At 56.1% G+C, this 22,464-nt stretch carries 19 protein-coding genes; 13 read left to right on the top strand and 6 right to left on the bottom strand.

The window, feature by feature from the left end; genetic code table 11:
- Nucleotides 1-55: 55 nt before the first annotated feature.
- From D7I37_RS23565 to D7I37_RS23595, 7 genes are all read left to right on the top strand, one after another.
- The gene (locus D7I37_RS23565; protein WP_061794743.1) at nt 56-1,984 is read left to right on the top strand and encodes a type VI secretion system Vgr family protein; all 1,929 of its coding nucleotides are present in this window, start codon (nt 56-58) and stop codon (nt 1,982-1,984) included.
- Between the two features lie 58 nt (nt 1,985-2,042).
- Complete coding sequence (locus D7I37_RS23570; RefSeq protein ID WP_061794744.1) at nt 2,043-2,483, top strand: DcrB-related protein; 441 nt, start codon at nt 2,043-2,045, stop codon at nt 2,481-2,483.
- Nucleotides 2,484-2,485: 2 nt separating this feature from the next.
- Nucleotides 2,486-6,910, top strand: coding sequence for an RHS repeat-associated core domain-containing protein (locus tag D7I37_RS23575; RefSeq protein ID WP_242502733.1), 4,425 nt, complete (start codon nt 2,486-2,488; stop codon nt 6,908-6,910).
- A 9-nt stretch (nt 6,911-6,919) separates the two neighbouring features.
- Complete coding sequence (locus D7I37_RS23580; RefSeq protein ID WP_095098094.1) at nt 6,920-7,618, top strand: hypothetical protein; 699 nt, start codon at nt 6,920-6,922, stop codon at nt 7,616-7,618.
- Complete coding sequence (locus tag D7I37_RS23585; protein ID WP_129544465.1) at nt 7,618-7,896, top strand: hypothetical protein; 279 nt, start codon at nt 7,618-7,620, stop codon at nt 7,894-7,896. Before D7I37_RS23580 ends, D7I37_RS23585 begins: the two co-directional genes overlap by 1 nt.
- A gap of 75 nt (nt 7,897-7,971) precedes the next feature.
- A complete protein-coding gene (locus tag D7I37_RS23590) occupies nt 7,972-8,346 on the top strand; it encodes a hypothetical protein (RefSeq protein WP_129544466.1) in 375 nt (124 codons plus the stop codon).
- Between the two features lie 650 nt (nt 8,347-8,996).
- Nucleotides 8,997-9,893 (top strand): PhzF family phenazine biosynthesis protein, encoded by an 897-nt coding sequence (locus D7I37_RS23595; protein ID WP_095098103.1) that lies wholly within the window; start codon nt 8,997-8,999, stop codon nt 9,891-9,893.
- Nucleotides 9,894-10,122: 229 nt separating this feature from the next.
- On the opposite strand, the gene sbmC is transcribed toward D7I37_RS23595, so the two are convergent.
- Nucleotides 10,123-10,590, bottom strand: a complete 468-nt coding sequence (sbmC, locus tag D7I37_RS23600) for a DNA gyrase inhibitor SbmC (RefSeq protein ID WP_061794747.1) — start codon at nt 10,588-10,590, stop codon at nt 10,123-10,125.
- A 43-nt stretch (nt 10,591-10,633) separates the two neighbouring features.
- Nucleotides 10,634-11,476, bottom strand: coding sequence for a tryptophan 2,3-dioxygenase (kynA, locus tag D7I37_RS23605; RefSeq protein ID WP_095098106.1), 843 nt, complete (start codon nt 11,474-11,476; stop codon nt 10,634-10,636).
- A 288-nt stretch (nt 11,477-11,764) separates the two neighbouring features.
- On the opposite strand from kynA, the gene D7I37_RS23610 reads away from it, so the two are divergent.
- From D7I37_RS23610 to D7I37_RS23625, 4 genes are all read left to right on the top strand, one after another.
- Nucleotides 11,765-12,811, top strand: a complete 1,047-nt coding sequence (locus D7I37_RS23610; RefSeq protein WP_129544467.1) for a LacI family DNA-binding transcriptional regulator — start codon at nt 11,765-11,767, stop codon at nt 12,809-12,811.
- A gap of 305 nt (nt 12,812-13,116) precedes the next feature.
- A complete protein-coding gene (locus D7I37_RS23615) occupies nt 13,117-14,352 on the top strand; it encodes an MFS transporter (RefSeq protein WP_371415237.1) in 1,236 nt (411 codons plus the stop codon).
- A 38-nt stretch (nt 14,353-14,390) separates the two neighbouring features.
- The gene (locus tag D7I37_RS23620) at nt 14,391-15,155 is read left to right on the top strand and encodes an SDR family NAD(P)-dependent oxidoreductase (protein WP_061794751.1); all 765 of its coding nucleotides are present in this window, start codon (nt 14,391-14,393) and stop codon (nt 15,153-15,155) included.
- 48 nt (nt 15,156-15,203) lie between these two features.
- Nucleotides 15,204-15,620 (top strand): RbsD/FucU domain-containing protein, encoded by a 417-nt coding sequence (locus D7I37_RS23625; protein WP_061794752.1) that lies wholly within the window; start codon nt 15,204-15,206, stop codon nt 15,618-15,620.
- A 16-nt stretch (nt 15,621-15,636) separates the two neighbouring features.
- Here D7I37_RS23625 and D7I37_RS23630 read toward each other — a convergent pair whose 3' ends face one another.
- The 4 genes from D7I37_RS23630 to D7I37_RS23650 form a co-directional block, all read right to left on the bottom strand.
- Nucleotides 15,637-15,942, bottom strand: a complete 306-nt coding sequence (locus D7I37_RS23630; protein WP_129544469.1) for a MerR family DNA-binding protein — start codon at nt 15,940-15,942, stop codon at nt 15,637-15,639.
- Nucleotides 15,943-16,615: 673 nt separating this feature from the next.
- The gene (locus tag D7I37_RS23640) at nt 16,616-17,875 is read right to left on the bottom strand and encodes a glycerate kinase (RefSeq protein WP_129544470.1); all 1,260 of its coding nucleotides are present in this window, start codon (nt 17,873-17,875) and stop codon (nt 16,616-16,618) included.
- Nucleotides 17,876-17,877: 2 nt separating this feature from the next.
- Nucleotides 17,878-18,966 (bottom strand): tartrate dehydrogenase, encoded by a 1,089-nt coding sequence (locus tag D7I37_RS23645; protein WP_129544471.1) that lies wholly within the window; start codon nt 18,964-18,966, stop codon nt 17,878-17,880.
- Between the two features lie 18 nt (nt 18,967-18,984).
- The gene (locus tag D7I37_RS23650) at nt 18,985-20,295 is read right to left on the bottom strand and encodes an MFS transporter (RefSeq protein WP_129544472.1); all 1,311 of its coding nucleotides are present in this window, start codon (nt 20,293-20,295) and stop codon (nt 18,985-18,987) included.
- Between the two features lie 128 nt (nt 20,296-20,423).
- Here D7I37_RS23650 and D7I37_RS23655 point away from each other — a divergent pair, with 128 nt between their 5' ends.
- Both D7I37_RS23655 and D7I37_RS23660 read left to right on the top strand, forming a co-directional pair.
- The gene (locus D7I37_RS23655; protein ID WP_129544473.1) at nt 20,424-21,332 is read left to right on the top strand and encodes a LysR family transcriptional regulator; all 909 of its coding nucleotides are present in this window, start codon (nt 20,424-20,426) and stop codon (nt 21,330-21,332) included.
- A gap of 211 nt (nt 21,333-21,543) precedes the next feature.
- On the top strand, nt 21,544-22,113 hold the full coding sequence (locus D7I37_RS23660; RefSeq protein WP_129544474.1) for an NmrA family NAD(P)-binding protein: 570 nt from the start codon (nt 21,544-21,546) through the stop codon (nt 22,111-22,113).
- Nucleotides 22,114-22,464: the final 351 nt, after the last annotated feature.

Consider the following 22,464-nt stretch of genomic DNA (forward strand, 5'->3'; position numbering starts at 1 on the left):
TGACGCGTAAATGCCCCACCCCATGGGCGCGGCGTCATTCACAGAGGACGTTCTCATGCTGGACCGCATTATCGCGCACACGCCGCTGGGCCAAGAACAATTGCTGTTTCACTCGCTGGATGGGACCGAGGCCCTTTCCGCTCTGTTTGACTTCGATATCGAGCTGCTGAGCAAGGATGCGCGCCTGGACCGCAAGGCGCTGCTCGGCCAGCCGCTGACGCTGGAGATCCCGACCCAGGGCTTTCTCAGCGCCCCCCGTTACCTGAACGGCAAGGTAACCGCGATCGCCGTCAGCAGCGAAGAGATCGGCGGCACCCGCTACGCGGTGTACAAGCTGCACGTGCAGCCGGACCTGTGGCCGATGACCAAGGACCGCAACTTCCGCATCTTCCAGGAACAGACGGTGCCGCAGATCGTCAAGACCCTGCTGAGCGAGCACAATGTGCAGATCGAAGATCAGCTGACCGGCGACTATCGCCTGTGGGGCTACTGCGTGCAGTACAACGAGAGCAGCTTCAACTTCATCAGCCGGCTGATGGAGCTGGAGGGTATCTATTACTATTTCAAACATGAGATGGGCAAGCACACTCTGGTGTTGGGCGACGCTCCCCACCATCATCAGCCCTACCCCGGCTACGAGATGATCCCTTATCATCTGACCCCGTCCGGCGGCAGCACCAGCGAGGAAGGCATCAGCCAGTGGACCCTTTCCGACCACGTTACCCCGGGGATTTACAGCCTCGACGACTACGACTTCCGCAAGCCTAACGCCTGGCTGTTCCAGGCGCGCCAGAACCCGGTTTCGCCGACGCCGGGCCAGATAGACGTTTACGACTGGCCGGGCCGTTACACCGAGCATCAGCAGGGTGAATTCTACGCCCGCATCCGCCAGGAAGCCTGGCAGGCCGAGCATCAGCAGATTAAAGGCACCGCCACCGCGCTGGGCATCGCCCCCGGCAGCACCTTCACGCTGTATAACGCGCCGCATGCCGACGACAATCGCGAATACCTGACGCTGCAGGCCAGATACCGGCTGAAGGAGAACCGCTACGCCAGCGGCGACGGCCAGGGCAGCGAACACCGCATCGACTTCACCGTGCTGCCGGCGGATATTCCCTGGCACCCGGCGCAGCAAGCCCCGTGGCCGAAGACCCACGGCCCGCAAACCGCCCGGGTGGTCGGCCCGGCCGGCGAATCGATCTGGACCGACAAATACGGCCGCATCAAGGTGAAATTCCACTGGGACCGTTTCGGGCCGAAGGACGACGGCAGCTCTTGCTGGGTGCGCGTCTCCAGCGCCTGGGCCGGCCAGGGCTACGGCGGGGTGCAGATCCCGCGCGTCAACGACGAAGTGGTGGTGGACTTTATCAACGGCGATCCGGACCGCCCCATCATCACCGGCCGGGTGTATAACGACGCCAGCATGCCGCCGTGGGCGCTGCCGGCCGCCGCCACCCAGATGGGCTTTATGAGCCGCACCAAGGACGGCACCGCGGACAACGCCAACGCCCTGCGCTTCGAGGACAAAGCCGGCGCCGAGCAGGTGTGGATCCAGGCGGAACGCAATATGGACACCCAGGTGAAGAACGATGAGAGCCACACCATCGATAAGAACCATACGCACCTGGTGGGCGGCAATCAGATGAAGCGGGTAGTGCTCAACCAGGCCACCGGCGTGAAAGGCGACGCCTCGGCGCTGACCGGCAAAACGCGCGCCGACAACGTGGTGGACGCCTTCACCCTCGGCTCCGGCGAATCGCTGCGGCTGGAGTGCGGCGAAAGCGTAATTGAGTTATTGGCCAACGGCCAAATCAACATCACCGGCACCAGCTTTAACATCACGGTGAAAGAAGACGGGGAAATCAATACCGGCGGTCAGCTGGATCTCAACCAGCCGGGCGGCGCCGCACGCACCGCGGCACCGGGATCGGGACACAAAGCGGCCATCCAGGGCGCCGTCGATCAGATGTTCCCCAAATCCTGACTATTGACGCGGCGGACCGCCGCGTATTTTCGGCGCCCCATTTCCCCAGAGAACATCGATGAATTATCTTTTCCAGGAAGGTCATTTCGCTCTGCCCGCCGGCCCTTGGCAGGACTGCACCGTCAACATCCTTAAAAATCCGCAGACCGGCGCTTCGCTGGTGATCACCCGTGGGGTGATACCGCAGGACGGCTCGTTGGAAGAGGAATTCGACAAACAATGGCAGGCGCTGCTGCCGCAAATCAGCGAGTTGCGGCAGTCAGCGCGCCAGCGCATCCGCGCCGGGCGGGACAACCGCATCAAGGCGATCGAGGTCAGCAGCGATTTTATTCGCGCCGGGCACCATCATCACCAGCACCAGCTGGCGGCGCAGCCGGATGACAGCCAGACGTTGTTGATCGTCACCTACGCCTCAATGAAGCCCTTCACCCCTGAGGACGACAACCAATGGCGGCAGGTGAAAGCTTCGCTGGCGTTGGCCGGACAGGATGACCGATAACCATGAGCGAGATCTGGGCAGCACGAAAGGATGATGAACTGATCCATACCAGCCCGTTGGCGGATATCGCCAGCGCGGTAGCCGAAGTGGCGGTATATGCGGTGGCGACCGCGGCGGTCTCGGCCGCCGCAGCGGCCGCAGCCCCGGCGTTGGCGGGCGTGGCGGTGCTTGGCGCGGCGGCAACGGCGGCTTCCGGCTGCGTGGGCGCCGGCCTGATCGTCGGCTTCGCTTCCAGCCTGACCGGCGTCGGCGAACATATCGGCAACGGCTGCGACGCCGTGGCCAACTGGCTATTCCCCCCCGCCGTTTCCGGCATGATCCTCACCGGTTCCCCCAATGTTTTCACCAACGCCAAACCGGCGGCGCGCGCCGCCGGCCGGCTGCTCACCGCCGATGAAATAAAGGCCCTGCCCGCGCCGCAGCCGCCGCAAAGCTTTTGGGACTACGGTGCCGAACTGCTGGCCGCCGGCGGCAACATCATCTCGCAGCTGTGGCAACCGAGCGTCGCCGGCCCCAGCCAGCCCAGCCAACCGCTGGAAGAAGATAAAATCACCTGTGACAAACACCCTCTGCCGCAATACCTGGCGGAAGGATCCGGCAAGGTATTTATTAACGGCCAGCCCGCGGTGCGCAGCAACGACCGCTCCACCTGCGAAGCCAAGGTGTCGACCGACGTCTCGAACAACGTGCGGATCGGCGGTGACGCTGTAGCGGTGCGCGAAATCAAGAGCGGCAAGCTGCCGGGCATCGGACTGGCGCTGACCGTGCTGCCGCTGTTGCTCGGCAACCCGGCCAAGCTGGCCAAGAACCTGCCCTGCATGATCGGCGGCGGCCTGGCGGCGGCGGGCGTCAATGCGCTTGGCGAAGCGATCCACGCCGCCTTTAATCCGGTGCATGCCGCCACCGGCGCCAAGGTGCTGAACGGCGAAGAAGATTTGGACCTGCTGCTGCCGGCGCGTTTCCCGCTGGCCTGGCAGCGCAATTACAACAGCCGCAACCGCTATCAGGGGCTGTTTGGCCACGGCTGGCGCACGCCATTTGAAGTATGGGTCGATTTGGCCGACGACGGCAACGGCGGCGTCGAGTGCTGCCTGCATGACGAAACCGGCCGTGAGCTGCGCTTCCCGCTGCCCGAGGTGAACAAGCCGAGCTTCAGCGCCGGCGAGGGGCTGATGTTCCGCAGCGGTGAAGAGGGCCAGCTGATCGTCGCCGATACCGACGGCAGCGTATGGCGGCTGTTCGTACCGCTGCCCCAGGCGCCTTCCCGGCTGCGGTTGGTGTCGCTGAGCGACGAATACGACAATGCGCTGCTGTTGAGCTACGACGAGCAGCAGCGCCTGAGCCGCATCGACGACAGCATCGGCGCCATGACGCTGCAATTGGAATATGCCGACCCGCGCTTTGCCGAGCGCGTCACCGCACTACGGCATAACGATGAACCGCGAGTGCGTTACCGTTACGACGACGGCGGCGACCTGCATCAGGTGATCGACGCCGGTGGCCTGGCGACGCGCGAGTTCCATTATAACGACCGACACTTGCTGACCCGCCATCAGCAGGCCGGCGGCTCCTGCTTCGAATATCGCTGGGCGATGTTCGACGACTGGCGAGTGGTGGAACACCGCGATGCGGCCGGCGGCGGCTGCGTCATCGATTACGATCTGGCCGCCGGGCTGACCACGGTGACCGAATACGACGGCCTGCAGCACCGCCACCGCTGGAACGCTCAGCAGTTGATCGTCGAGTACACCGACGAGCGCGGCGAAGTCTGGCATTACCAGTGGAATGACGAAGACATGCTGATCGCCACCCGCGATCCGCTCGGCCACGGCTGGCAATTCCGCTACGACGAAGCCGGCAACCTGGTTGAGGAAGAAGATCCGATCGGCAATATTCGCCTGACCGACTGGCTGCCGCAGCGCGCGCTGCCGGTCAGCGTCAAGGAGCCGAATGGCGCCACGCAGCATTTCTACTACGATGAACGCCACGCGCTGGTTTCGGAGATAGACGCCCTCGGGCATACCCAACGTTACCTGCGCGACGACTGCGGCCAGGTGGTGCAGGCGGTCGACGCCAACGGTGGCGTCAGCCATTTCGCCTATGATGAACATGGCCGGTTGATCCGCGCCCGCGACTGCTCCGGCAAGCAAACCGCCTACAAATACACTGCGCAAGGCTGGCTAAGCGAAGTGACCGACCCCTCCGGCGAAAGCGCCCGCTACCATTACGACGCAGCGGGTCGCCTGACCCGGCTGCAGCGCGCCGAAGGCTGGCAGGAAACCCTGAGCTGGAACGCACAGGGCCAGCTGGCGCATTATCAGGGCGCCGATGGCCGCCTGACCCACTACCGCTACGACCCCCAGGGCCGCCTGCTGGCCACCCGCAACCCGCTCGATGGCGAGGTGTTGCGCAGCTACGATGCGCGCGGTCGCTTGACCGCCCTGCGCAATGAGAACGCCGAAAGTTACGCTTTCCACTGGATGGCGGGCAACCTGCTGCAGGAAGAGGTCGGGCTGGACGGCATCAGCACCCGTTACCGCTACGACGAGTGCCGCCGGGTGATTGAACGCAGCTTCGCCGCCAATACCCCCGCCGCTTTTTCGCACTACTTCAGCCACGACGCCGCCGGACAACTGCTGAGCAAACAAACGCCGGACGGGGAAACCCGCTATCGCTACAACCCGGTTGGCCAACTGCTGCACGCCGCCTTCCATCGCGGCGACGTATGGCGCGATTATCAATCGGAGGCGGAAAGCGAGGTCAGCTTCCGCTATGACGCGCTGGGCCGCGTGCTCGGCGAACAAGGCGCCAATGGCGCGCTGCACTATGATTACGACCCGATGGGCAACCGCACGCAGATAACCCTGCCCGATGGCCGCACGCTGCGCGCGTTGTACTACGGCAGCGGCCACCTGCTGCAGCTGGCGCTGAATGACGTCACCATCAGCGAGTTCGAACGCGACAACCTGCACCGCGAGCTGAGCCGCACCCAGGGGCGGCTGACCAGCCGGGTGCATTACGATCGGCTCGGCCGCCAGGATCGTCGAGAAATCTTCAATGACAACCGCAGGTCGCCGGCGCCCGCCAGCAGTTCACGCCAGTGGTTCTACGACTATCAGAACAACCTGACGCGCGAGGAACAAAACGCCAACCCGTTCGCCTATCAGCGTTACCAGTATGACGCAGCGGGCCGGCTGCTGAGCCAGGACGGTACGCTGCCGGACACCGAACGCTACCGTTACGATCCGGCCTCCAACCTGCTGGACGAAGGGCAATTCCGCCAGCGGCACAACCGGGTGATGCACTACCAGGGCATCGACTATCGCTACGATACCTTCGGCCGCACGGTGGAAAAGCGCAAGGGCCACTACCGCTGGCAGTACCGTTACGACGCCGAACATCGCCTTAGCGAGGTAGTGCGCTACAGCCTGCACCGCAGCGAGCCACAGCAGCACGTTCGGTTCCGTTATGATCCGCTCGGGCGGCGTACGCAAAAGCAGGTGTGGCTGCAAAGCCCGGACCTGCGCCAGCCGGCCGGCAAGCGCCAGACCACCACCTTCCTGTGGGAAGGCTTCCGGCTGCTGCAGGAGATCCGCAACGGCATGCCGCTCACTTACGTGTATGCCGATCAGGGCAGCTACGAGCCGCTGGCGCGTATCGACGGCCGGCACCAGGCGCAGGTGTTTTACTTCCATACCGCCCCGAACGGCGAGCCGGAAAGCCTGACCGACAGCGCCGGCACCCTGCGCTGGCAAGGCCACAGCAGCGCCTGGGGCCGCACAAAGTATGAGGAAAATCAGCAAGATCTGGATTACTCCCAAAACCTGCGCCTGCAGGGCCAATACCTGGATCGCGAAACGGGATTGCACTACAATCTGTTCCGCTATTACGATCCGGACATCGGCAGGTTTACCCAGCACGACCCGATCGGGCTGGCGGGCGGGATTAACCTGTATCAGTATGCGCCGAACCCGCTGGGCTGGGTGGATCCGCTGGGGTTGGCTGGATGCCCTCATGCTAAGTTAGCGAATAAAATTCGAGAACGTGCAATTGATGGGAAAATCCCTAAGATAGCGCCGGGTAAAATATCACCCAAGGGATATCACGGTAGGCTTTCAGAGCAAAGAATGCAGGAAATAATTAAAAGCCCTGATGGGGTTTACGTTTCCACTGGAGGTAATAATAATATTATTTTCGCAAAAGATGGAGATATTGTCATTCTAGCCGGAAGTAAGTCAGGGGCATATAAAGGGCAAGCGATTACATCTTACGGTCCTTCAGGTCCAAGAGGTGCTAGCGGTGCGGCTATTCATGGTGGGCTAGATAGCGATCCTGGCTTACCAATAACAGATAGCATGATTCTAAATGGACAAATCTCGAAACCAGGCGGTGGATTCCTACCACCTGCAACGGCTATAGTATTCTGAGGTTAACAGATGAAATCAATTATTTGGGATGTTGCACATTTTAATATTTCGATGAAAAATAAGTATAACGACATATATAATTTAGAAAATGATATAAGCAAGTTATTGGGAAGCAGCAATTTTAGCGAGATGGATTCATTAGATTGGTTCTTGATCGACAAGAAAACCAAGGAACTATCTTTTATATTGTTGAGTGTACCCTCTTTTTTTAATGTTTTACATGAGGGAGATTTAATTAACGCTAATTCATTGCATGATATAAAACTTGCAGATTGCATTGATAAGTTTTTATCTAACGTGACCATTCAAGATACAGCTTTCTTTTCAGCAGATAGTAACAGTTTGATCGTTACATCTGACATGTCTCGGGCCGCTTATAAAACACTTATTTCAGATGGCCTTTACTTTTTATTGAGTGATGATTTTTCATACCAAGGATTTATATTAATCAATGCAACAACCCACATCCCAGGCAGCATTGAGTCATTAGATCAAAAAATATCAAACTCATTCTTTTCAAGAATGTTTGACTTATGCAACCAGGAATTTTATGACGCAATGGATGTGAAAGACGAACACTGCCTATCCATTATCAATAAATTAGAAAATGATTGTTTAACTCACCAAAAAATAGATGACAGACTATTACACATAATAGAATTTATAAAAAATATTAAATATACATTTTATGATATAGACATTGAATAATGTGTAGAGCAGAAGAAAAGATAAAAAAATCCATTCATGAACTCAAGGAAGTTCTTGCCACACATAATTCGACGGTTTTAGCGGTGAGTTCACCCGAACAAATATCTAGGTTCATAAAAGTATTCGAGATCACTCTCCAGAAAATAGCTTCAGATAAAGTTCCTTCTAAAAATGAAAGAGCCTTAGGGATAGCCAATATAGTCGCGGATCAATGGCCTTTTGATCTTGAGCTTGGCAGCTTAGTTATAGAAGCGGAACATGCCTATAAAGAAATATAATAAATAACTCGACATTCTAGATTGAGAGGTGACTTTGCATAGTGAAAATCGAGCGATTGATAAATTGATGAACATATGAATGAGAAATATATTAACATCAAGACTAAAAGACAGATTTTTGATGGGAATGAAGATAAATTCCGTATTTTCAAAGAGGAAATACTCATTCCAAATACTGATGAAAAAGTTATTTATAAAAACGCACTTGCAATACCCATATGGAAATCAGATGAGAACATTAGAAAAAAAATCGCGAAAGAAATAGCCGGGATAGATATCATTGAGTACAAATTCGATCCAATACCATCATATAAACATGACAATTTAGATATATACACACAAGAAACGACCACGGAAAAAGGCAATAAAAAAGTCACAATAGTCACTGCTGCTGGTGAGACTCAACCAGCAAGATACAAAGTAAAATTACTTGGATTGATCTTAAATTAAAATAAGCCCCTGATAGTGACAAAGCAATACAATTAAATAACAGAAGTCCCTCTACAGAAACTTTATGTTATTGAGTGGATCATTAAATATATCAAAAATCCGGACTTAACTCATATAAGGATTAGAAATCCAGCAAACTACCCAAGCGTCAGAAACCGATCTCATGAAGATGGGAGATAAATGAGTTAACAATATCATATGGGATTTTATCAATAAATCGTCATCCCTCAGGCTTGTGGTATCCCTGGAGTTAAAGTTATAGGTAAGTGGCCGCTATTATGATTAATGAAGGTGAAAACACTTAAAATCAATCATCGAATCATTACCGAACAACAATGAGATTAGTCTAGCCAAATGCCTGTAAAATGTTTACTCAGAAGCTGATACATATCCAGATTGATTTATAGACAATGTTAAAGGGTTATTTGGCGGTATGGAAACACTGAATGATGTTGTATTTGGCAAGAATGACTCCCCTCTAAGAGAAGAGAGTGAAAAACTTGACGGGCCTAGGAGAAAACTCTATGAGTCCTGTTCAAAATATAAATACAGAAATCAACCCGGCAATAAAAAAACAAAAACAGTTAAAGCTTGATATAAATAATTAAATAAAACCATAATCAACCCTGGTATATAGCGGATTATAGAAAATGCTCAGTAGAGATAGGGTAACCCCACGCGCCTACAAACAGGTAGATGTATTTGCCACCTCGCCATTGCAGGGGAATCCCCTGGCGGTGATCCTGGCGGCGGAAGGGTTAAATGAAATGCAGATGCTTTCATTAGCGCGCTGGACCAACCTTTCGGAAACGACCTTTGTTTTCAAAGCGACTCATCCGGATGCAGATTATCGGGTACGCATTTTTACCCCCGAGAAAGAGTTGCCCTTTGCCGGGCATCCGACATTGGGTACGGCCCATGCATTATTGGAGGCTGGGTTGGTGACCAAACGGCCGGGGGTTGTGATGCAAGAATGTGGGGTTGGTCTGGTTGCGGTCAATATCTTACCTGAAGGAACCCTGGCGTTTGCCGCACCGGCGGTGACGTTCCGCGCGATGGCCGTTGAGGAAAAGGAATTGCTAACGGCCGCTTTCCAACCTGCGGTTATTGCAACAGATTCGATGCCGGTGATTGCCGACATGGGCATCCGCTGGCTTATGGTACGTATGCCCGACGCTCAATCCTGCCTGAGAGTGACACCGGTTCAAGCCGTGATTAAACAGCTGCAAATTGCTTGTCACGTTGATGGCGTAGTGATTTATGGTCCCTATTCAGCGGGTGATCCTGCAGATTACGAAATGCGCGCGTTTCTGGTTGAGTGGGATAACCTGGTTGAAGATCCCGTGACGGGCAGCGCCAATGCGTGCCTGGCCCGTTGGTTGAAGGCCAATAACTTCCCCGACGGTGGCCTGACGGCACAGGGGTATCAGGTCCGGCAAGGTACTCAACTACATCGAGAAGGCCGGATCAACGTTCGTTTTATTCAGGGTGAGCCATGGATTGGCGGAAAGAGTTGCACGCTGATTGATGGCTGGTTGAACATTTAGATGTGTACTTTCAACGCGTTGAGTCCGCAGATAAATCCCGCGTCATTGTCCTGGTGGTCGCCGCAGGTGAAAGCCAACCCGTCAGATATCATATAAAACTCCTTGGGCTATTCGACGAGTCGGATTAGCCGGGAGAAATGAACGTCATCGGTCCATCAACGTCATCGGTCCATCAACAAGGCTCCAACCGAGCCCCTGGCGACGCGTTCCCGCCTCGCGATCCCCCGCCTCACCACTTCTGCACCGTCTGGTAGATATCCAGGTCATAATAACCGTCGGCCTCGCAGTCGTTGAGATAGTGCTCGTAGCTCACGCCTTCTACCGGCTGGTAGCCGCTGGCCGGCAGCGCTTTCTGGTAGAAATCCCCCCATACCCGTTCGAAGTCCCCATCGCTGACGCGCACGTTGTAGACCGCGTATTGCCCGGCGGGCAAACTCTGCACGCTGAAGCCTTCGCTGCCCGCCGGCAGGATGAAATCGTCCGCCACGGTAAACGCCACGTCGGCGCGCAGCCGCTCTGGCGCCACCTCGGCCGGATCGTCCCAATACAGCACCAGCCGGTTGCCGAGCGGCACCCCCTGCCGCCGCTGCCAGGCCATCAGCCGTTGGCAGCCCTGCGGGATGGTCTGCGGATAAGGCCCCACCACCCGCACCCCCACCACTTTCTCCGCCGCCTTATCGATAATCCTGATGCTCATCGCCCTTCCCCTCACTGTTTAAGGTTCCGCGCCCGGCCGGCCGCTAAGCGCCGATTTCGGTACGCACGTCCAGCAACTCAGGGAAAAAGGTCAGTTCCAACGCCTTTTTCAGGAAGCTGACGCCGCTGGAGCCGCCGGTGCCCGTTTTAAAGCCGATAATCCGCTCAACCGTCTTCATATGGCGGAAACGCCACAGGTGAAAACTCTCTTCAATATCCACCAGCTTCTCCGCCATTTCATAGGCTTCCCAATACCTCTGCGGGTTGTCGTAAATCGCCTTGAACGCCGGCAGCAGGTTCGGGTTGCGCTGATAAGGCTGTGTCCAGTCGCGCTCGATGCACTCCTGCGGGATCGGCAGGCCGTGGCGCGCCAGGTACAACAAATATTCATCGTACAGGCTGGGCGCTTCCAGGATCGCCTTCAGCGCCGCGTGTTTTTCCGCATCGTTGCTGAACACCGCCAGCATGGCGGCATTCTTGTTGCCCAGCAGAAATTCGATGGAACGGTACTGATGCGACTGGAACCCCGAAGAGTTGCCGAGCACGTCGCGGAATTCAACATACTCCGACGGCGTCAGCGTTTCCAGCACCGCCCATTGTTCAAACAGCAGCCGCTGGATCTGTTTGACCCTGGCGAGGATCTTGAAGCAGTGGCTGAGCTTGTCCTGCTGCACCAGCAGCCGCGCCGCCTGCAGCTCGTGCAGCATCAGCTTCATCCACAGTTCGGAGGTTTGGTGCTGCACCACAAACAGCATCTCATCGTGATGCTGCGGGTTGGAGAGAGGATGTTGACAGTCCAGCAGTTGGTCCAGGCACAGGTAGTCGCCGTAGCTCATGCGTTTGGAAAAATCGGTGACAATCGCGCTTTCTAATTCCCGTTTGTTCATCTGTTATCTCCGCGGTGCCCAGCGCCGGAACGGCCTGGCGCGTGCTGCAAAGAGAAAACAATAGTACAGAACCCGCCCCCCCGAAGGACTATAAACGAGAGTTGCCTCGCAGATCTCGGTCATACCCACCGCCCCCGCTGTTTAGTAAACATATCCGCCGGCGCATGACTATTTTCACAAAAGCGATATCCGGCCGCGGCTCGCCGCCCGTTGCAGCTTGCCTGCGCCCTGGTTCCCTTATAGATTGCTGAATATCGGCAGCCGGCAAGAAGCAAGGATATCGACAAGATGGCCAATATTCGCGATGTCGCCCGGCTGGCCGGCGTATCCATCAGCAGCGTCTCAAACGTTCTGAATAACCGCACCGGCCAAATGGGCGAAGAAACCCGGATGCGGATCGAGCGGGCGATGGACGCGCTGGATTATCGGCCGCTCAGGCCCCCGGCGCCGCGCGATAACGATCGGGCGAAAATCATTGGCCTGCTGGTACCGTCGATCGTCAACCCCAGCTTTTCGGCGCTGGCTCATGCCGTCGATTTGTCCGCCCGGGCCTATCGTTATCGGGTGCTGCTCGGCAACTCTTACCGGCGAGAAGACGAAGAGTCGGCGTTTATCGAAGATATGTTCGCGCACGGCGTGCGCGGCATTATCGTGGCGGCGAGCGATATTCGCAAAACCCACTTTGTGCGGGCCGCCGAGCGGGGAATGAGGGTCGTCAGCTACGATAACCGCTTCTCGGACAGCATGGCCGAAGAGACCCGGATATTCGACAGCGTATCGATGGACAACGCGGAAGCGGGCCGCCTGGCCGCGCAGCATCTGATTGAACGCGGCTGCCAAAACGTCGTTTTTGCGACCGAAGCGACCCTGACCATGAGCCGCAACCACAAGATAGAGGGGTTTCTGGCGGCGCTGCGCCATCACCGCTTGCCGGTGCGCCGGCGGGTTATCGAAGGCACAGCCCGCAGCGAATATGGCGACAGCGAAATGTTCGAACTGGGGTTGACCCTGGCGGCGAAAATACTCGCCCTGCAGCCGCGACCGGACGGCATCGTGGCGATTAACGACGCGCTGGGCATCGGGTTGATGGCGGGGTTGCGCGCCGCCGGCGTGCGGGTGCCCGCAGAGGTTTCCCTCGTCGGCATCGACAATATTTCATTGTCCGGCCTGGCCGACCCCGGCCTGACCTCGGTAATGCCGCCGCTGGCGGAAATGGCGCAGCTGATGGTCGAGCGCCTGATCAGCCGCATCAATAACCATGCGCTGCCGCCAGGCGAATTTCTCTTTCCGCCGTCCTTTATCAGCCGGCAGTCGGTCAGAAGCGAAACAAGCTAGCGCCAATTAAACGGCGCGATATAAAACGAATGCGTTTCGACGATGAGCGGGCTTTCATTGTCCGGAGTGGTATTAGCCAAAACCAGAGGAAATAAATATGCACGCCAATGTTTTTTTGCACGGCGGTAATTAATACATCAGACACATCTCTACTAGACGCTTAATTAATTGCTCAGCTCATTCCGATGAGCCAGAGATTCTATTATTCCGAGCCCCTCATGGGAAAAACGAACATGCAAAAAAGAACGCAGCAGGAAATTGAGCGCAGCGCCATAAGGAAACTTACGCTGCATATTGTCCCTTTGATGATCATATTGTATTTCCTGGCCTTTCTTGACCGGAACAACATGGCCTATGCCGCGATGGCGCTGGAAAGCAGCCTGGGGCTAACCGCGTCGGCCTTCGGGTTCGCCTCCGGCATATTTTTTATCGGTTATTTCATGTTTGAAATACCCAGCAATGCAGGAACCATAAAATTCGGGCCACGCATCTGGTTCGCCAGGATCCTCATTTCCTGGGGCGTTTTCGCCACCCTGCTCGGTTTTGTCCGCACGCCGATGGAGCTGTATATTTGCCGGTTTATGCTGGGCGTATGTGAAGCCGGTTTTTTCCCATCCGTGGTCTATTATTTCACGGTTTTCTTTCCGGAAAAGTATCGCACCAAAATCCTCGGCATGTTCATTATCGTCCAGCCGCTGTCCAATGCCGTCGGTTCGCCGATCTCCGGCTTTATCCTCGCTATCGATCACGGCTGGTTCGGCCTGGAGCCCTGGCAGCTGCTGTTTATCATCGAGGGTCTCCCGCCGGTGATCATCGGCCTGCTGATCCCGTTTGTCATCAAAAACTCGCCCAAGGACGTCGGCTATCTCGATGTCGAAGAAAAGGCCTGGCTGATGAACAACGCCAGCCGCTCCAAATCCGGCGCCAAAATCACCCTGGCCGACTTTTTCAACGGCATTAAAAACAAAAAATACCTGCTCTATGCCGCGCTCAACTTCGGCATGGTGTGCGGCATTTATGGCTTCGGCATGTGGTTGCCTTCCATCCTCACCTCGATTTCCGGCGACAACATTTTCAACGTCAGCCTGCTGGCGCTCATTCCTTATGGCCTGGCCGCGCTGCTGGTTTATCCGTGGAGCCTGTGGGCCAGCAAAACCAGGAAAATCGGCGTATTCGCCGGCATCAGCATGGTGGTCGCCGCCATCGGCCTGGTGGGCGCAGTGATCTTCTTTAAATACAACCTGTGGGTTTCGCTGTCTTTCCTGTGCATCGCCGCCATCGGCATTTACACCTCCGTGCCGTCATTTTTATCCATGCCCGCCAACATTTCGACCGGGGCCGCCGCCGCCGCCGGGCTGGCGGTGGTGAGCTGCATCGGCAATATCGGTGGCTTTGTCGCCCCCTATGCGGTGGGGCTGCTGAACGATCTGACCCACAGCAGCACCCCGGGGCTGGTTTTCCTGTCTTTATGCCTGCTGGCCACCGGCCTGACCTGCATTTTTTACTGCGCCAAACAGCGTGAAGGCGTCATCAACTCTTAACTCTTTTTCAGACCACGTTAACAACGGAGAAATAAACCATGGGCGACCTCGCAGGCAAAAAAGTCTTCATTACCGGGGCGGAACAGGGCATTGGCCGGGCAACGGCCGAGCGGCTGATTCAGGCCGGCTGCGATATTTATTTTCACTACCATAGCGATGAGTCAGGCCCCAGAGCGTTAGTGGCGCTGGCCCAGGCGCGCGGGCAAAAGGCGGCCTACAGCTACGCCGATTTAACCTCGGCCGACGAGACCGCGCGCTGCGTTTTGGCCGGCGCCGAGTTTCTCGGCGGCATCGATATTCTGATCAATAACGTCGGCGGTATCGTGGGGCGCAAGTGGCTGGGGGAGATCGACCGCGCGTTCTGGCAAACCGTGCTCGACGTGAATCTGACCACCATGCTGAACGTTACGCAGAGCGCGCTGCCCTTCCTGAAGGCGGCGCAGGACGGCGCCAGCATCGTCAATCTGGCCTCGCTGGCCGGCCGCTCCGGCGGCCATTCCGGCTCGCTGGTTTATTCCGCCACCAAAGGCGCGGTGCTGACCTGGACGCGTTCGCTGGCGGCGGAGCTGGGTGAGCATGGCATTCGAGTCAACGCTGTCGCCCCCGGGCTTATCCTCGGCACGCGTTTCCATAACCGCCACACCACCCAACAGTCGGCGGAGGAAACCATTCGCGCCATTCCGTTGGGCCGGGCCGGCACGCCGGACGATGTAGCGCGGGCGATCGCCTTCCTGGCCGCGGAATATGACGGCTTCGTCTCCGGCGCCACCATCGATATCAACGGCGGCATTTTCCGCATGTAACTCACCCGCAGGCGGCCCGCTGCGGCTGCCTGCTCAGAGAGAGCCATCATGATTAAATCAGACCTCATCCATCCGCAGCTGCTCTGCGCGTTGGCGCAATGCGGGCACAAATCCCAGCTGTTAATCGCCGACGGCAACTACGCCTGCGTGACCAACGCGCCCAAAGACGCGACCCGGGTTTATTTGAACCTGTCGCCCGGCACGCTCGCGGCCCCGCTGATCCTGGAAAAAATCCTGACCTGCATCAACGTGGAAAGCGCCGCGCTAATGGCCTGCCCGCCGGACTTTATCAACGGCGCCGAAGCCGAGTATCGGCGATTGCTGCCTGCAAGCTGCGCCATCGAGCACCTGGCGCGCGAGGATTTTTATGCGGCGGTCAAATCGGATCGGACGCTGCTGGTGATCGCCTCCGGCGAACGGCGCCGCTTCGCCAATCTGCTGCTGACGGTGGCGCCGGTGGCCTGATGTGCGGGCCGACGCTTCACGCCGCGGGGGCGGGTTTGGTTGAAGGCGATAACAGCTGCGGATCCCGCAACAGGCCTATCAACCGCTGCATATTGTCCCCGCAGGAGATGCCCTCGGGTCGATTTGCAATGTCGGCGATCATCGTCATCAGCCCCTCTTTGCTCTCCTGCAGTTGATTCTGCAATCGCTCGATCTCGGCTACGCGGGTTTGTAGCGATTGCATTAACCCCTCGTGGTCCCAGTTTTCTTGCGCATGCGGCAGAAACTGGCGGATCTGTTCAAGGGAAAATCCCGCCCGCTGGGCGTTGTCGATAATTTTCAGAACCCCCGCTACGTCGGGTGAGTAGTGAAGAGGCGAATCTGTACCAGAAGCGGGCGTTGCTCACTCCACACAACATTAGTTAGGATGGAAACAGTTTAGAATTCAGTGAGCTAGCTAGCACCCCCTATAGTTACTACTATTTTCCCATGCGAGATGAGAGTTTAAGTTGTCAGATAAACGGATATGATTTTCAGGATCGTATACAGCAAAGCTGTTCTTACAGGGGATCACATCACCATCTTTAAAACTGTCGCTGAATAATCTCATGCTATGCCTTGTGTATGAACGGAAAACCCGATTATACGTTCCTGATTAATCATACAGCTTACATAGCCTGTCAAATTTCCACCTAAGCCTGTCTTTTTGGCTGGAAATGTTCAGTTTCAGGCGTTTTTTTAGCCAGTTTTTGTATCTTTTGAATGCCAGGACAGCCTCGCTATCTTAGTATTTAATTTATGCAACCCATGTAGCTGTTCGCCCGAAGTTAACGCTGAGAGCCACTGTTGTTATCTGACAGACTGAAAAAAGAAAATACGTTTACCCTGAAGCCGTTATGCAGTCACAAATCTTCCGCTATCACGTCAGGATCACTGACTGATGCCCTGGGCAGACCGATTTACAAAATGAATAATGTATTGCCTCCCGCTCTCTCCGTTAAAGAGAGAGCGGAAAGTTAGTCTACAAGTATTATCCTGATATCATTAACATTTGTTAGCGTCGGACCTGTTATCAGCAAATCATCAATCGCGTGAAAATAGCTGTAGCTGTCGTGCGCATTCAGGTAGCTAAGTGCATCAAGTCCGCGGATTTTTCCGCGCGCCAGCGAATCAGGATAAATCATTGCTCCTGCCGCATCCTCCGTGCCATCAATACCATCACTGTCGCCCGCGATGGCCCAGATTCCGCTTTCGCCCCTCAGTGCACAGGCTAATCCAAGTAAAAACTCAGTGTTACGCCCGCCTTTACCCGCCTGTCCATCGCTTACCGTGACCGTTGTTTCACCCCCCGACAACAACACAGCTGGCCCCTTGAGCGGCAGACCGTGCTGCTTCACGGATTTGGCGATACCGGCCATGACGGTTGCCGCTTCCCGGCTCTCACCTTCTATGGCGTCACCGAGCACCAGCGGGTTAAGACCGTGATGGCGCGCCGCGCTGGCCGCGGCCTGCAATGCCATTGCTGGCGTGGCAATCATCCTGACCTCACCGGCGGGCAGCATGGCTGACAACACAGGCGGCTGGCTCAGCACATGGCAAACCGCGGCGGAAACCGGAATGCCGTAGCGTTCAAGCACCTTCAGCGCCTCTTCTGGCGTGCTGCCGTCAGCCACCGTTGGACCGGATGCCACATCCGCCGGATTATCCCCCGGGACATCGCTGATAATCAGTGAAACCACCCGTGCAGGCTGCGCTATTGCAGCCAGCCTGCCGCCTTTTACTGCCGACAGATGACGCCTCACCAGATTCATTTCCCTGATGCTGGCTCCGCTGTGCAACAGTGCGCGGGTAACAGACTGTTTATCGGCCAGCGTGATACCCGGCGCGGGTAATGCCATCACGGCAGAGCCACCGCCTGATATCAGCGCCAGCACCAGATCGTCGGGTGTCAGGCCGCGCAGTGCCTCAAGAATCAGCATTGCTGCCATTGCACTCATCGCATCTGAAACCGGATGAGACGCTTCCAGAATACGGATACGCCCGGCGGGCACTGCATGACCATAGCGCGTCACCACTACGCCACTAACATCCACGTCTGGCCATGCGGCATCGACAGCCGCAGCCATGGCGGCCGAAGCCTTGCCCGCCCCGACCACCACACAGCGGCCGGCGGGCTTCTGCGGCAGCGCGGCCGTAACCACAGGCCCGGGACGGGCACTGTCAACCGCCTGCTTAAAGATATCCCCCAGTATCGCTGCGGCCTGATCGTTTCTCATCGTTATGCACTCTCGGCAACGGTTGAACGGGATTCGATGAACTGCACCACGGCGCGCGTGACGTCGGCCGTTGTTGCCGTGCCGCCCACATCAGGCGTCAGGATGCCGAGGGAGCAGACACGTTCGATGCCTTCCATGATCAGCGCGGCAGATTCATGTTCGCCCAGATGCTCCAGCATCTGTACCGCCGTCCAGAAGGTGGCGATCGGGTTAGCGATACCCTTACCGGTGATATCAAAGGCTGAGCCGTGAATCGGCTCGAACATCGAAGGAAAGCGCCCCTCAGGATCGATGTTTGCCGTCGGAGCCACGCCAAGGCTGCCCGCCAGCGCGCCCGCCAGGTCGGATAAAATGTCGGCGTGTAAATTGGTGGCGACGATCGTGTCAAGGCTCTGCGGATGCAGTGTCATGCGGTGCGTCATGGCATCAACCAGCATTTTGTCCCACTGCACATCCGGGAATTCCTGCGCCACCTCAGCCGCAATTTCATCCCACATCACCATGCCGTGACGCTGCGCATTGGATTTGGTCACCACCGTCAGCAATTTACGCGGACGTGACTGAGCCAGTTTAAAAGCATAACGCATGATGCGCGTGACCCCGACACGGGTGAAAATCGCCACTTCGGTGCCGACCTCTTCCGGCAGACCTTTATGGGTGCGGCCACCATTCCCGGAGTATTCGCCTTCGGAGTTTTCGCGCACGATGACCCAGTCAAGATCGCCTGGTCCCCGGTTACGCAGCGGCGACGTGACGCCAGGAAGAATTTTTGTCGGCCGCACATTCGCGTACTGATCAAATCCTTGGCAAATCGGCAGTCGCAGCCCCCAGAGGGTAATATGATCAGGCACATCCGGTGCGCCGACCGCGCCAAAATAGATAGCATCGAATTTTTTCAGTGTCTGCAACCCTTCTTCCGGCATCATGACGCCATAACGCTTGTAGTAGTCGGAACCCCAGTCGAAGGTCTGGATATCAAATTTCAGCTGCGGATCGCGATGTGACAGCGCTTTCAGAACTTCAATGCCGGCCGAGATGACTTCAGGACCGATACCGTCAGCAGGAATAGCGGCAATAGAGTAGTTACGCATGGTGTTTCTCCGTGTCGATTAATGGATATGAGGTTGATGAAATTCTGCGGTTTGTGGCTTTTTCGCTTTTCCCGCCAGAATCAGCACCGTCAGGGCTGAAACGCTCAGCAATCCGGCCACGAAATAGAGTCCCCAGGTATAGCTGCCGGTTTGCTGGCGGATGATGCCAATCATCATCGGACCGACAAAACCGCCGAGGTTGCCAATCGAGTTGATGGCAGCGATGCCCGCCGCCGCCGCCGGCCCGCTCAGAAACAGAGTCGGCATGCTCCACAGCGGAGGCTTGGATGCGCTGATCCCGACGGTGACCAGTGTCAGCGCGATAATCACTGAGAAAAGGGTGCTGACGCTTCCGGCATAAATCAGCCCGGCTGCCGCGAGCAGACAGGCCGCAATAACGTGCCAGCTGCGCTCGCGGGTCCGATCGGAGTGGCGGGCCCAGAGGATCATGGCAACAACGCCGATCACCGCAGGGAAAGCATTGAGGAAGCCGATTTCTAACGATGAGGCGCCGAAGCCGTGAATAATCTGTGGTGCCCAGATACCCAGGGTGTAAAGGCCGGCTGACGTGCCGAAGTAGACCAGCGCCAGTGCCAGAACCCGCTTATCCGCCAGGCCACGCCATGTGCTGCTGTGGCTTTGCCCCCCTGCTCGAGCCTGCTCTTCAGCCTGCATGGTATTTTGCAGCCACGTACGCTCTTCTTCGGTCAGCCATTTCGCTTTGGCCGGACGGTCGGTGAGCCAGAACAGGACAACGATGCCCAGCAGTAAGGCCGGGATCGCCTCCAGCACGAACATCCATTGCCAGCCAGCGAACCCCATCAGCCCGTGCATCTCCAGCAGCGCGGCAGAAATGGGTGATCCAAGCGCAGTAGAGAGCGGTGCCGCCGCCATAAAAATGGCGGTGACCTGCGCACGTTTTACGGACGGGAACCAGTAGCTGAGATAAAGAATGATGCCGGGGAAGAAACCGGCCTCGGCTACACCAAGCAGAAAGCGCAGAACATAGAAACTGGTCGTGCCCTGTACAAACGCCATACACCCCGAAACCAGTCCCCAGGTGATCATGACGCGGGCGATCCAGATACGGGCACCGACTTTATGCAGAATTAAGTTAGACGGGACTTCAAACAGAAAGTAACCAAGAAAGAATATCCCGGCACCCAGCCCGAACACCATTGGCGAAAATCCCAGGTCCTGATTCATGGTCAGGGCGGCAAAGCCGATATTAACCCGGTCGAGAAACGCGATAAAATACAGCAGCATGATAAAAGGAATGATCCGCAGCGTTATTTTGCGCATCACCTTTTTTTCGAGATCGTTGTGCATATCAGGATGCTCCACAGTCAGGTAGGGTTGTTATCATTTTGTTGTGAACTCAGTATGCTGTTTTGACTGGCGTTATCATCAGCAACGAGTTATATAAATAATTTGTACAATCTGAATCCGGATAATAAATGGATATAAATCAGCTCAGATGCTTCGTGGTAGTAGGTGATGAACTTCACTTTGGCAGGGCTGCCCGGAAGCTTGAAATGATGCCCGCGTCACTCAGCCGATTTATCCGGCTGCTGGAAGAGGATTTGGGTCTGCTCCTGCTGAATCGTTCGACCCGTAATGTGTCCCTGACCCGGGAAGGCGCTGAGTTTCTGAGTGAAGCCAAAGCCGTTGTTGCGGATTTCGATGCGTTACGATTGAGGTTTCATAAAAATATCGCGCCGCAGAAAAAAATGCTGCGGATCGGCGCCATTGACAGTGCGGCGAGGGGATTACTGCCGAAACTGCTCAACCTGTTTGTCAGTGCGTTCCCTGATGCGGATATCCATATCAGCGAAGATAAATCGCACAGCCTGATCCCACGGCTGACCTCCGGCTGGCTGGATCTGGTGTTTGTTCGGCCCCCAGAACAGACAGACGTTACCCTGACCACCCGCTTTATTGCCCATGAAACCTGTGTGCTGGCGGTGCCCGCGCATCACCGGCTGGTGAATTACGGCCGGGTGAGCTTCGAAGATTTTTGCAATGAGCCCGTCATCGTGCCGGAAAGACGCACCCGTCCTCACAGCCATGACCTGACGATGAACTTGTTCAGAGCGGCGGACAGGCATCCGGTTATTGCGCAGTATGCCGAGGAAAAACAGACCATTCTGAGCTTTGTTGCAGCAGGGCTGGGCGTGGCGCTCGTTCCCTCCTCTTACCGCAACATGAACGCGGACGGCGTAAGGTATCTGCCACTGGCCCCGGTCGAGAATATTGAAGGGCTGCCGCTGTGCGTGATGTGGCATCAGGGCAGCAGGGATGTGTATGTTAATGCAGTGCTTAACATCCTTGCGCAGAATATTGAGATATTAACGAAAGACCTGTAATGGCAGGGCTTACCTCCTGAAAATCGCACTGCCTAAATTCTGTTTACTAACTGCAGGGATGACCTTTAAGCGTAAAAAAGGACCGGTAGGCTTCACGATTGCTGATGTTCTGATTATGTCATGAGAGAACCAGCGCCATCTTGTCCTGCGCCCATGCATCGGCACTGTGCCAGTTAAGAACAGAAGATATCAGGCAGGCGTTAAGCATGTGATGCGGCTTTCAGCATTTGGAGCCGGGCACGACGCACCGACCATTAACGGCCGCCACCATGCTCTTTCTGACAGCGAACTGATGGCATCAGGACTGGCCTGGACCATCATCCGGCCGCATTTTTTCATGCAGAATCTGATGATGGCTGCAGACGGCGTGAAGGCTAAGGGCAAACTTTACTTTGCTTTGGGTGAAGATCGTATGGGGATCATCGATACCCGGGATATCGGTCATTTTGTCGCGCAACTTCTGACAACTTCCGACCTCGAAGGAAAAATTTACACCATTACAGGGCCGGAAACGGTCAGCATGCACGACGTGGCTGCCGATCTCAGTTCAGTACTGAACCGTGAAATCCGTTATCAGCCGGTGATGACTGAACTTGCGCTTGCCGAGTTAAAAAGCAAAGGATTAGATACGTACACGCTGAATGTTCTTCGTGACTACTTTATCGAATACAGCCGTAACTGGGGCGACATAGTCACGGAGGATTATAAAAATGTCACCGGTGCCGAGCCGCGTCCCCTGAAAGATTTCATCCTGGACCACGCTGATGCCTTCCGGGCATAAAGGCGCACAAAGAAACCACCTGCAGCCGTCCGGTTGCAGGTGGCCCATGAAAGCCGATCATTTACAGGGATACTTACACAACGATAGAACCTCACGATTAGGGCCAGACGGTTGTTCACAGTGCGAGGATCAAGCGCAAGTTCGCCGATTGACCAATCGCTATATCTAGAAAGAACGCTGAGGCCATGAGCTGGAATTTCATCGTTCCAGGCCAAATTATTGGCTTCCAGAAAAGCATAATAGTCATACAAACGTCGACCATACGCTTCCCAAGTAAGAGCGCTTAGTGATTCCCCTGACTCGATAAGGGTGTGCCAAAGGAAAGACTGTGCCGGTTGAAATTTAGTTGGG

It is taken from the genome of Serratia sp. 1D1416 (assembly GCF_003641105.1).
Classification (GTDB): Bacteria; Pseudomonadota; Gammaproteobacteria; order Enterobacterales; family Enterobacteriaceae; genus Serratia; species Serratia ficaria.

What these genes read in the sequence shown, in the direction of transcription:
- D7I37_RS23565 (WP_061794743.1), top strand. Translation starts at nt 56, where the DNA reads ATGCTGGACCGCATTATCGCGCACACGCCGCTGGGCCAAGAACAATTG.
- D7I37_RS23570 (WP_061794744.1), top strand. Translation starts at nt 2,043, where the DNA reads ATGAATTATCTTTTCCAGGAAGGTCATTTCGCTCTGCCCGCCGGCCCT.
- D7I37_RS23575 (WP_242502733.1), top strand. Translation starts at nt 2,486, where the DNA reads ATGAGCGAGATCTGGGCAGCACGAAAGGATGATGAACTGATCCATACC.
- D7I37_RS23580 (WP_095098094.1), top strand. Translation starts at nt 6,920, where the DNA reads ATGAAATCAATTATTTGGGATGTTGCACATTTTAATATTTCGATGAAA.
- D7I37_RS23585 (WP_129544465.1), top strand. Translation starts at nt 7,618, where the DNA reads ATGTGTAGAGCAGAAGAAAAGATAAAAAAATCCATTCATGAACTCAAG.
- D7I37_RS23590 (WP_129544466.1), top strand. Translation starts at nt 7,972, where the DNA reads ATGAATGAGAAATATATTAACATCAAGACTAAAAGACAGATTTTTGAT.
- D7I37_RS23595 (WP_095098103.1), top strand. Translation starts at nt 8,997, where the DNA reads ATGCTCAGTAGAGATAGGGTAACCCCACGCGCCTACAAACAGGTAGAT.
- sbmC (WP_061794747.1), bottom strand. Translation starts at nt 10,590, where the DNA reads ATGAGCATCAGGATTATCGATAAGGCGGCGGAGAAAGTGGTGGGGGTG.
- kynA (WP_095098106.1), bottom strand. Translation starts at nt 11,476, where the DNA reads ATGAACAAACGGGAATTAGAAAGCGCGATTGTCACCGATTTTTCCAAA.
- D7I37_RS23610 (WP_129544467.1), top strand. Translation starts at nt 11,765, where the DNA reads ATGGCCAATATTCGCGATGTCGCCCGGCTGGCCGGCGTATCCATCAGC.
- D7I37_RS23615 (WP_371415237.1), top strand. Translation starts at nt 13,117, where the DNA reads ATGATCATATTGTATTTCCTGGCCTTTCTTGACCGGAACAACATGGCC.
- D7I37_RS23620 (WP_061794751.1), top strand. Translation starts at nt 14,391, where the DNA reads ATGGGCGACCTCGCAGGCAAAAAAGTCTTCATTACCGGGGCGGAACAG.
- D7I37_RS23625 (WP_061794752.1), top strand. Translation starts at nt 15,204, where the DNA reads ATGATTAAATCAGACCTCATCCATCCGCAGCTGCTCTGCGCGTTGGCG.
- D7I37_RS23640 (WP_129544470.1), bottom strand. Translation starts at nt 17,875, where the DNA reads ATGAGAAACGATCAGGCCGCAGCGATACTGGGGGATATCTTTAAGCAG.
- D7I37_RS23645 (WP_129544471.1), bottom strand. Translation starts at nt 18,966, where the DNA reads ATGCGTAACTACTCTATTGCCGCTATTCCTGCTGACGGTATCGGTCCT.
- D7I37_RS23650 (WP_129544472.1), bottom strand. Translation starts at nt 20,295, where the DNA reads ATGCACAACGATCTCGAAAAAAAGGTGATGCGCAAAATAACGCTGCGG.
- D7I37_RS23655 (WP_129544473.1), top strand. Translation starts at nt 20,424, where the DNA reads ATGGATATAAATCAGCTCAGATGCTTCGTGGTAGTAGGTGATGAACTT.
- D7I37_RS23660 (WP_129544474.1), top strand. Translation starts at nt 21,544, where the DNA reads ATGCGGCTTTCAGCATTTGGAGCCGGGCACGACGCACCGACCATTAAC.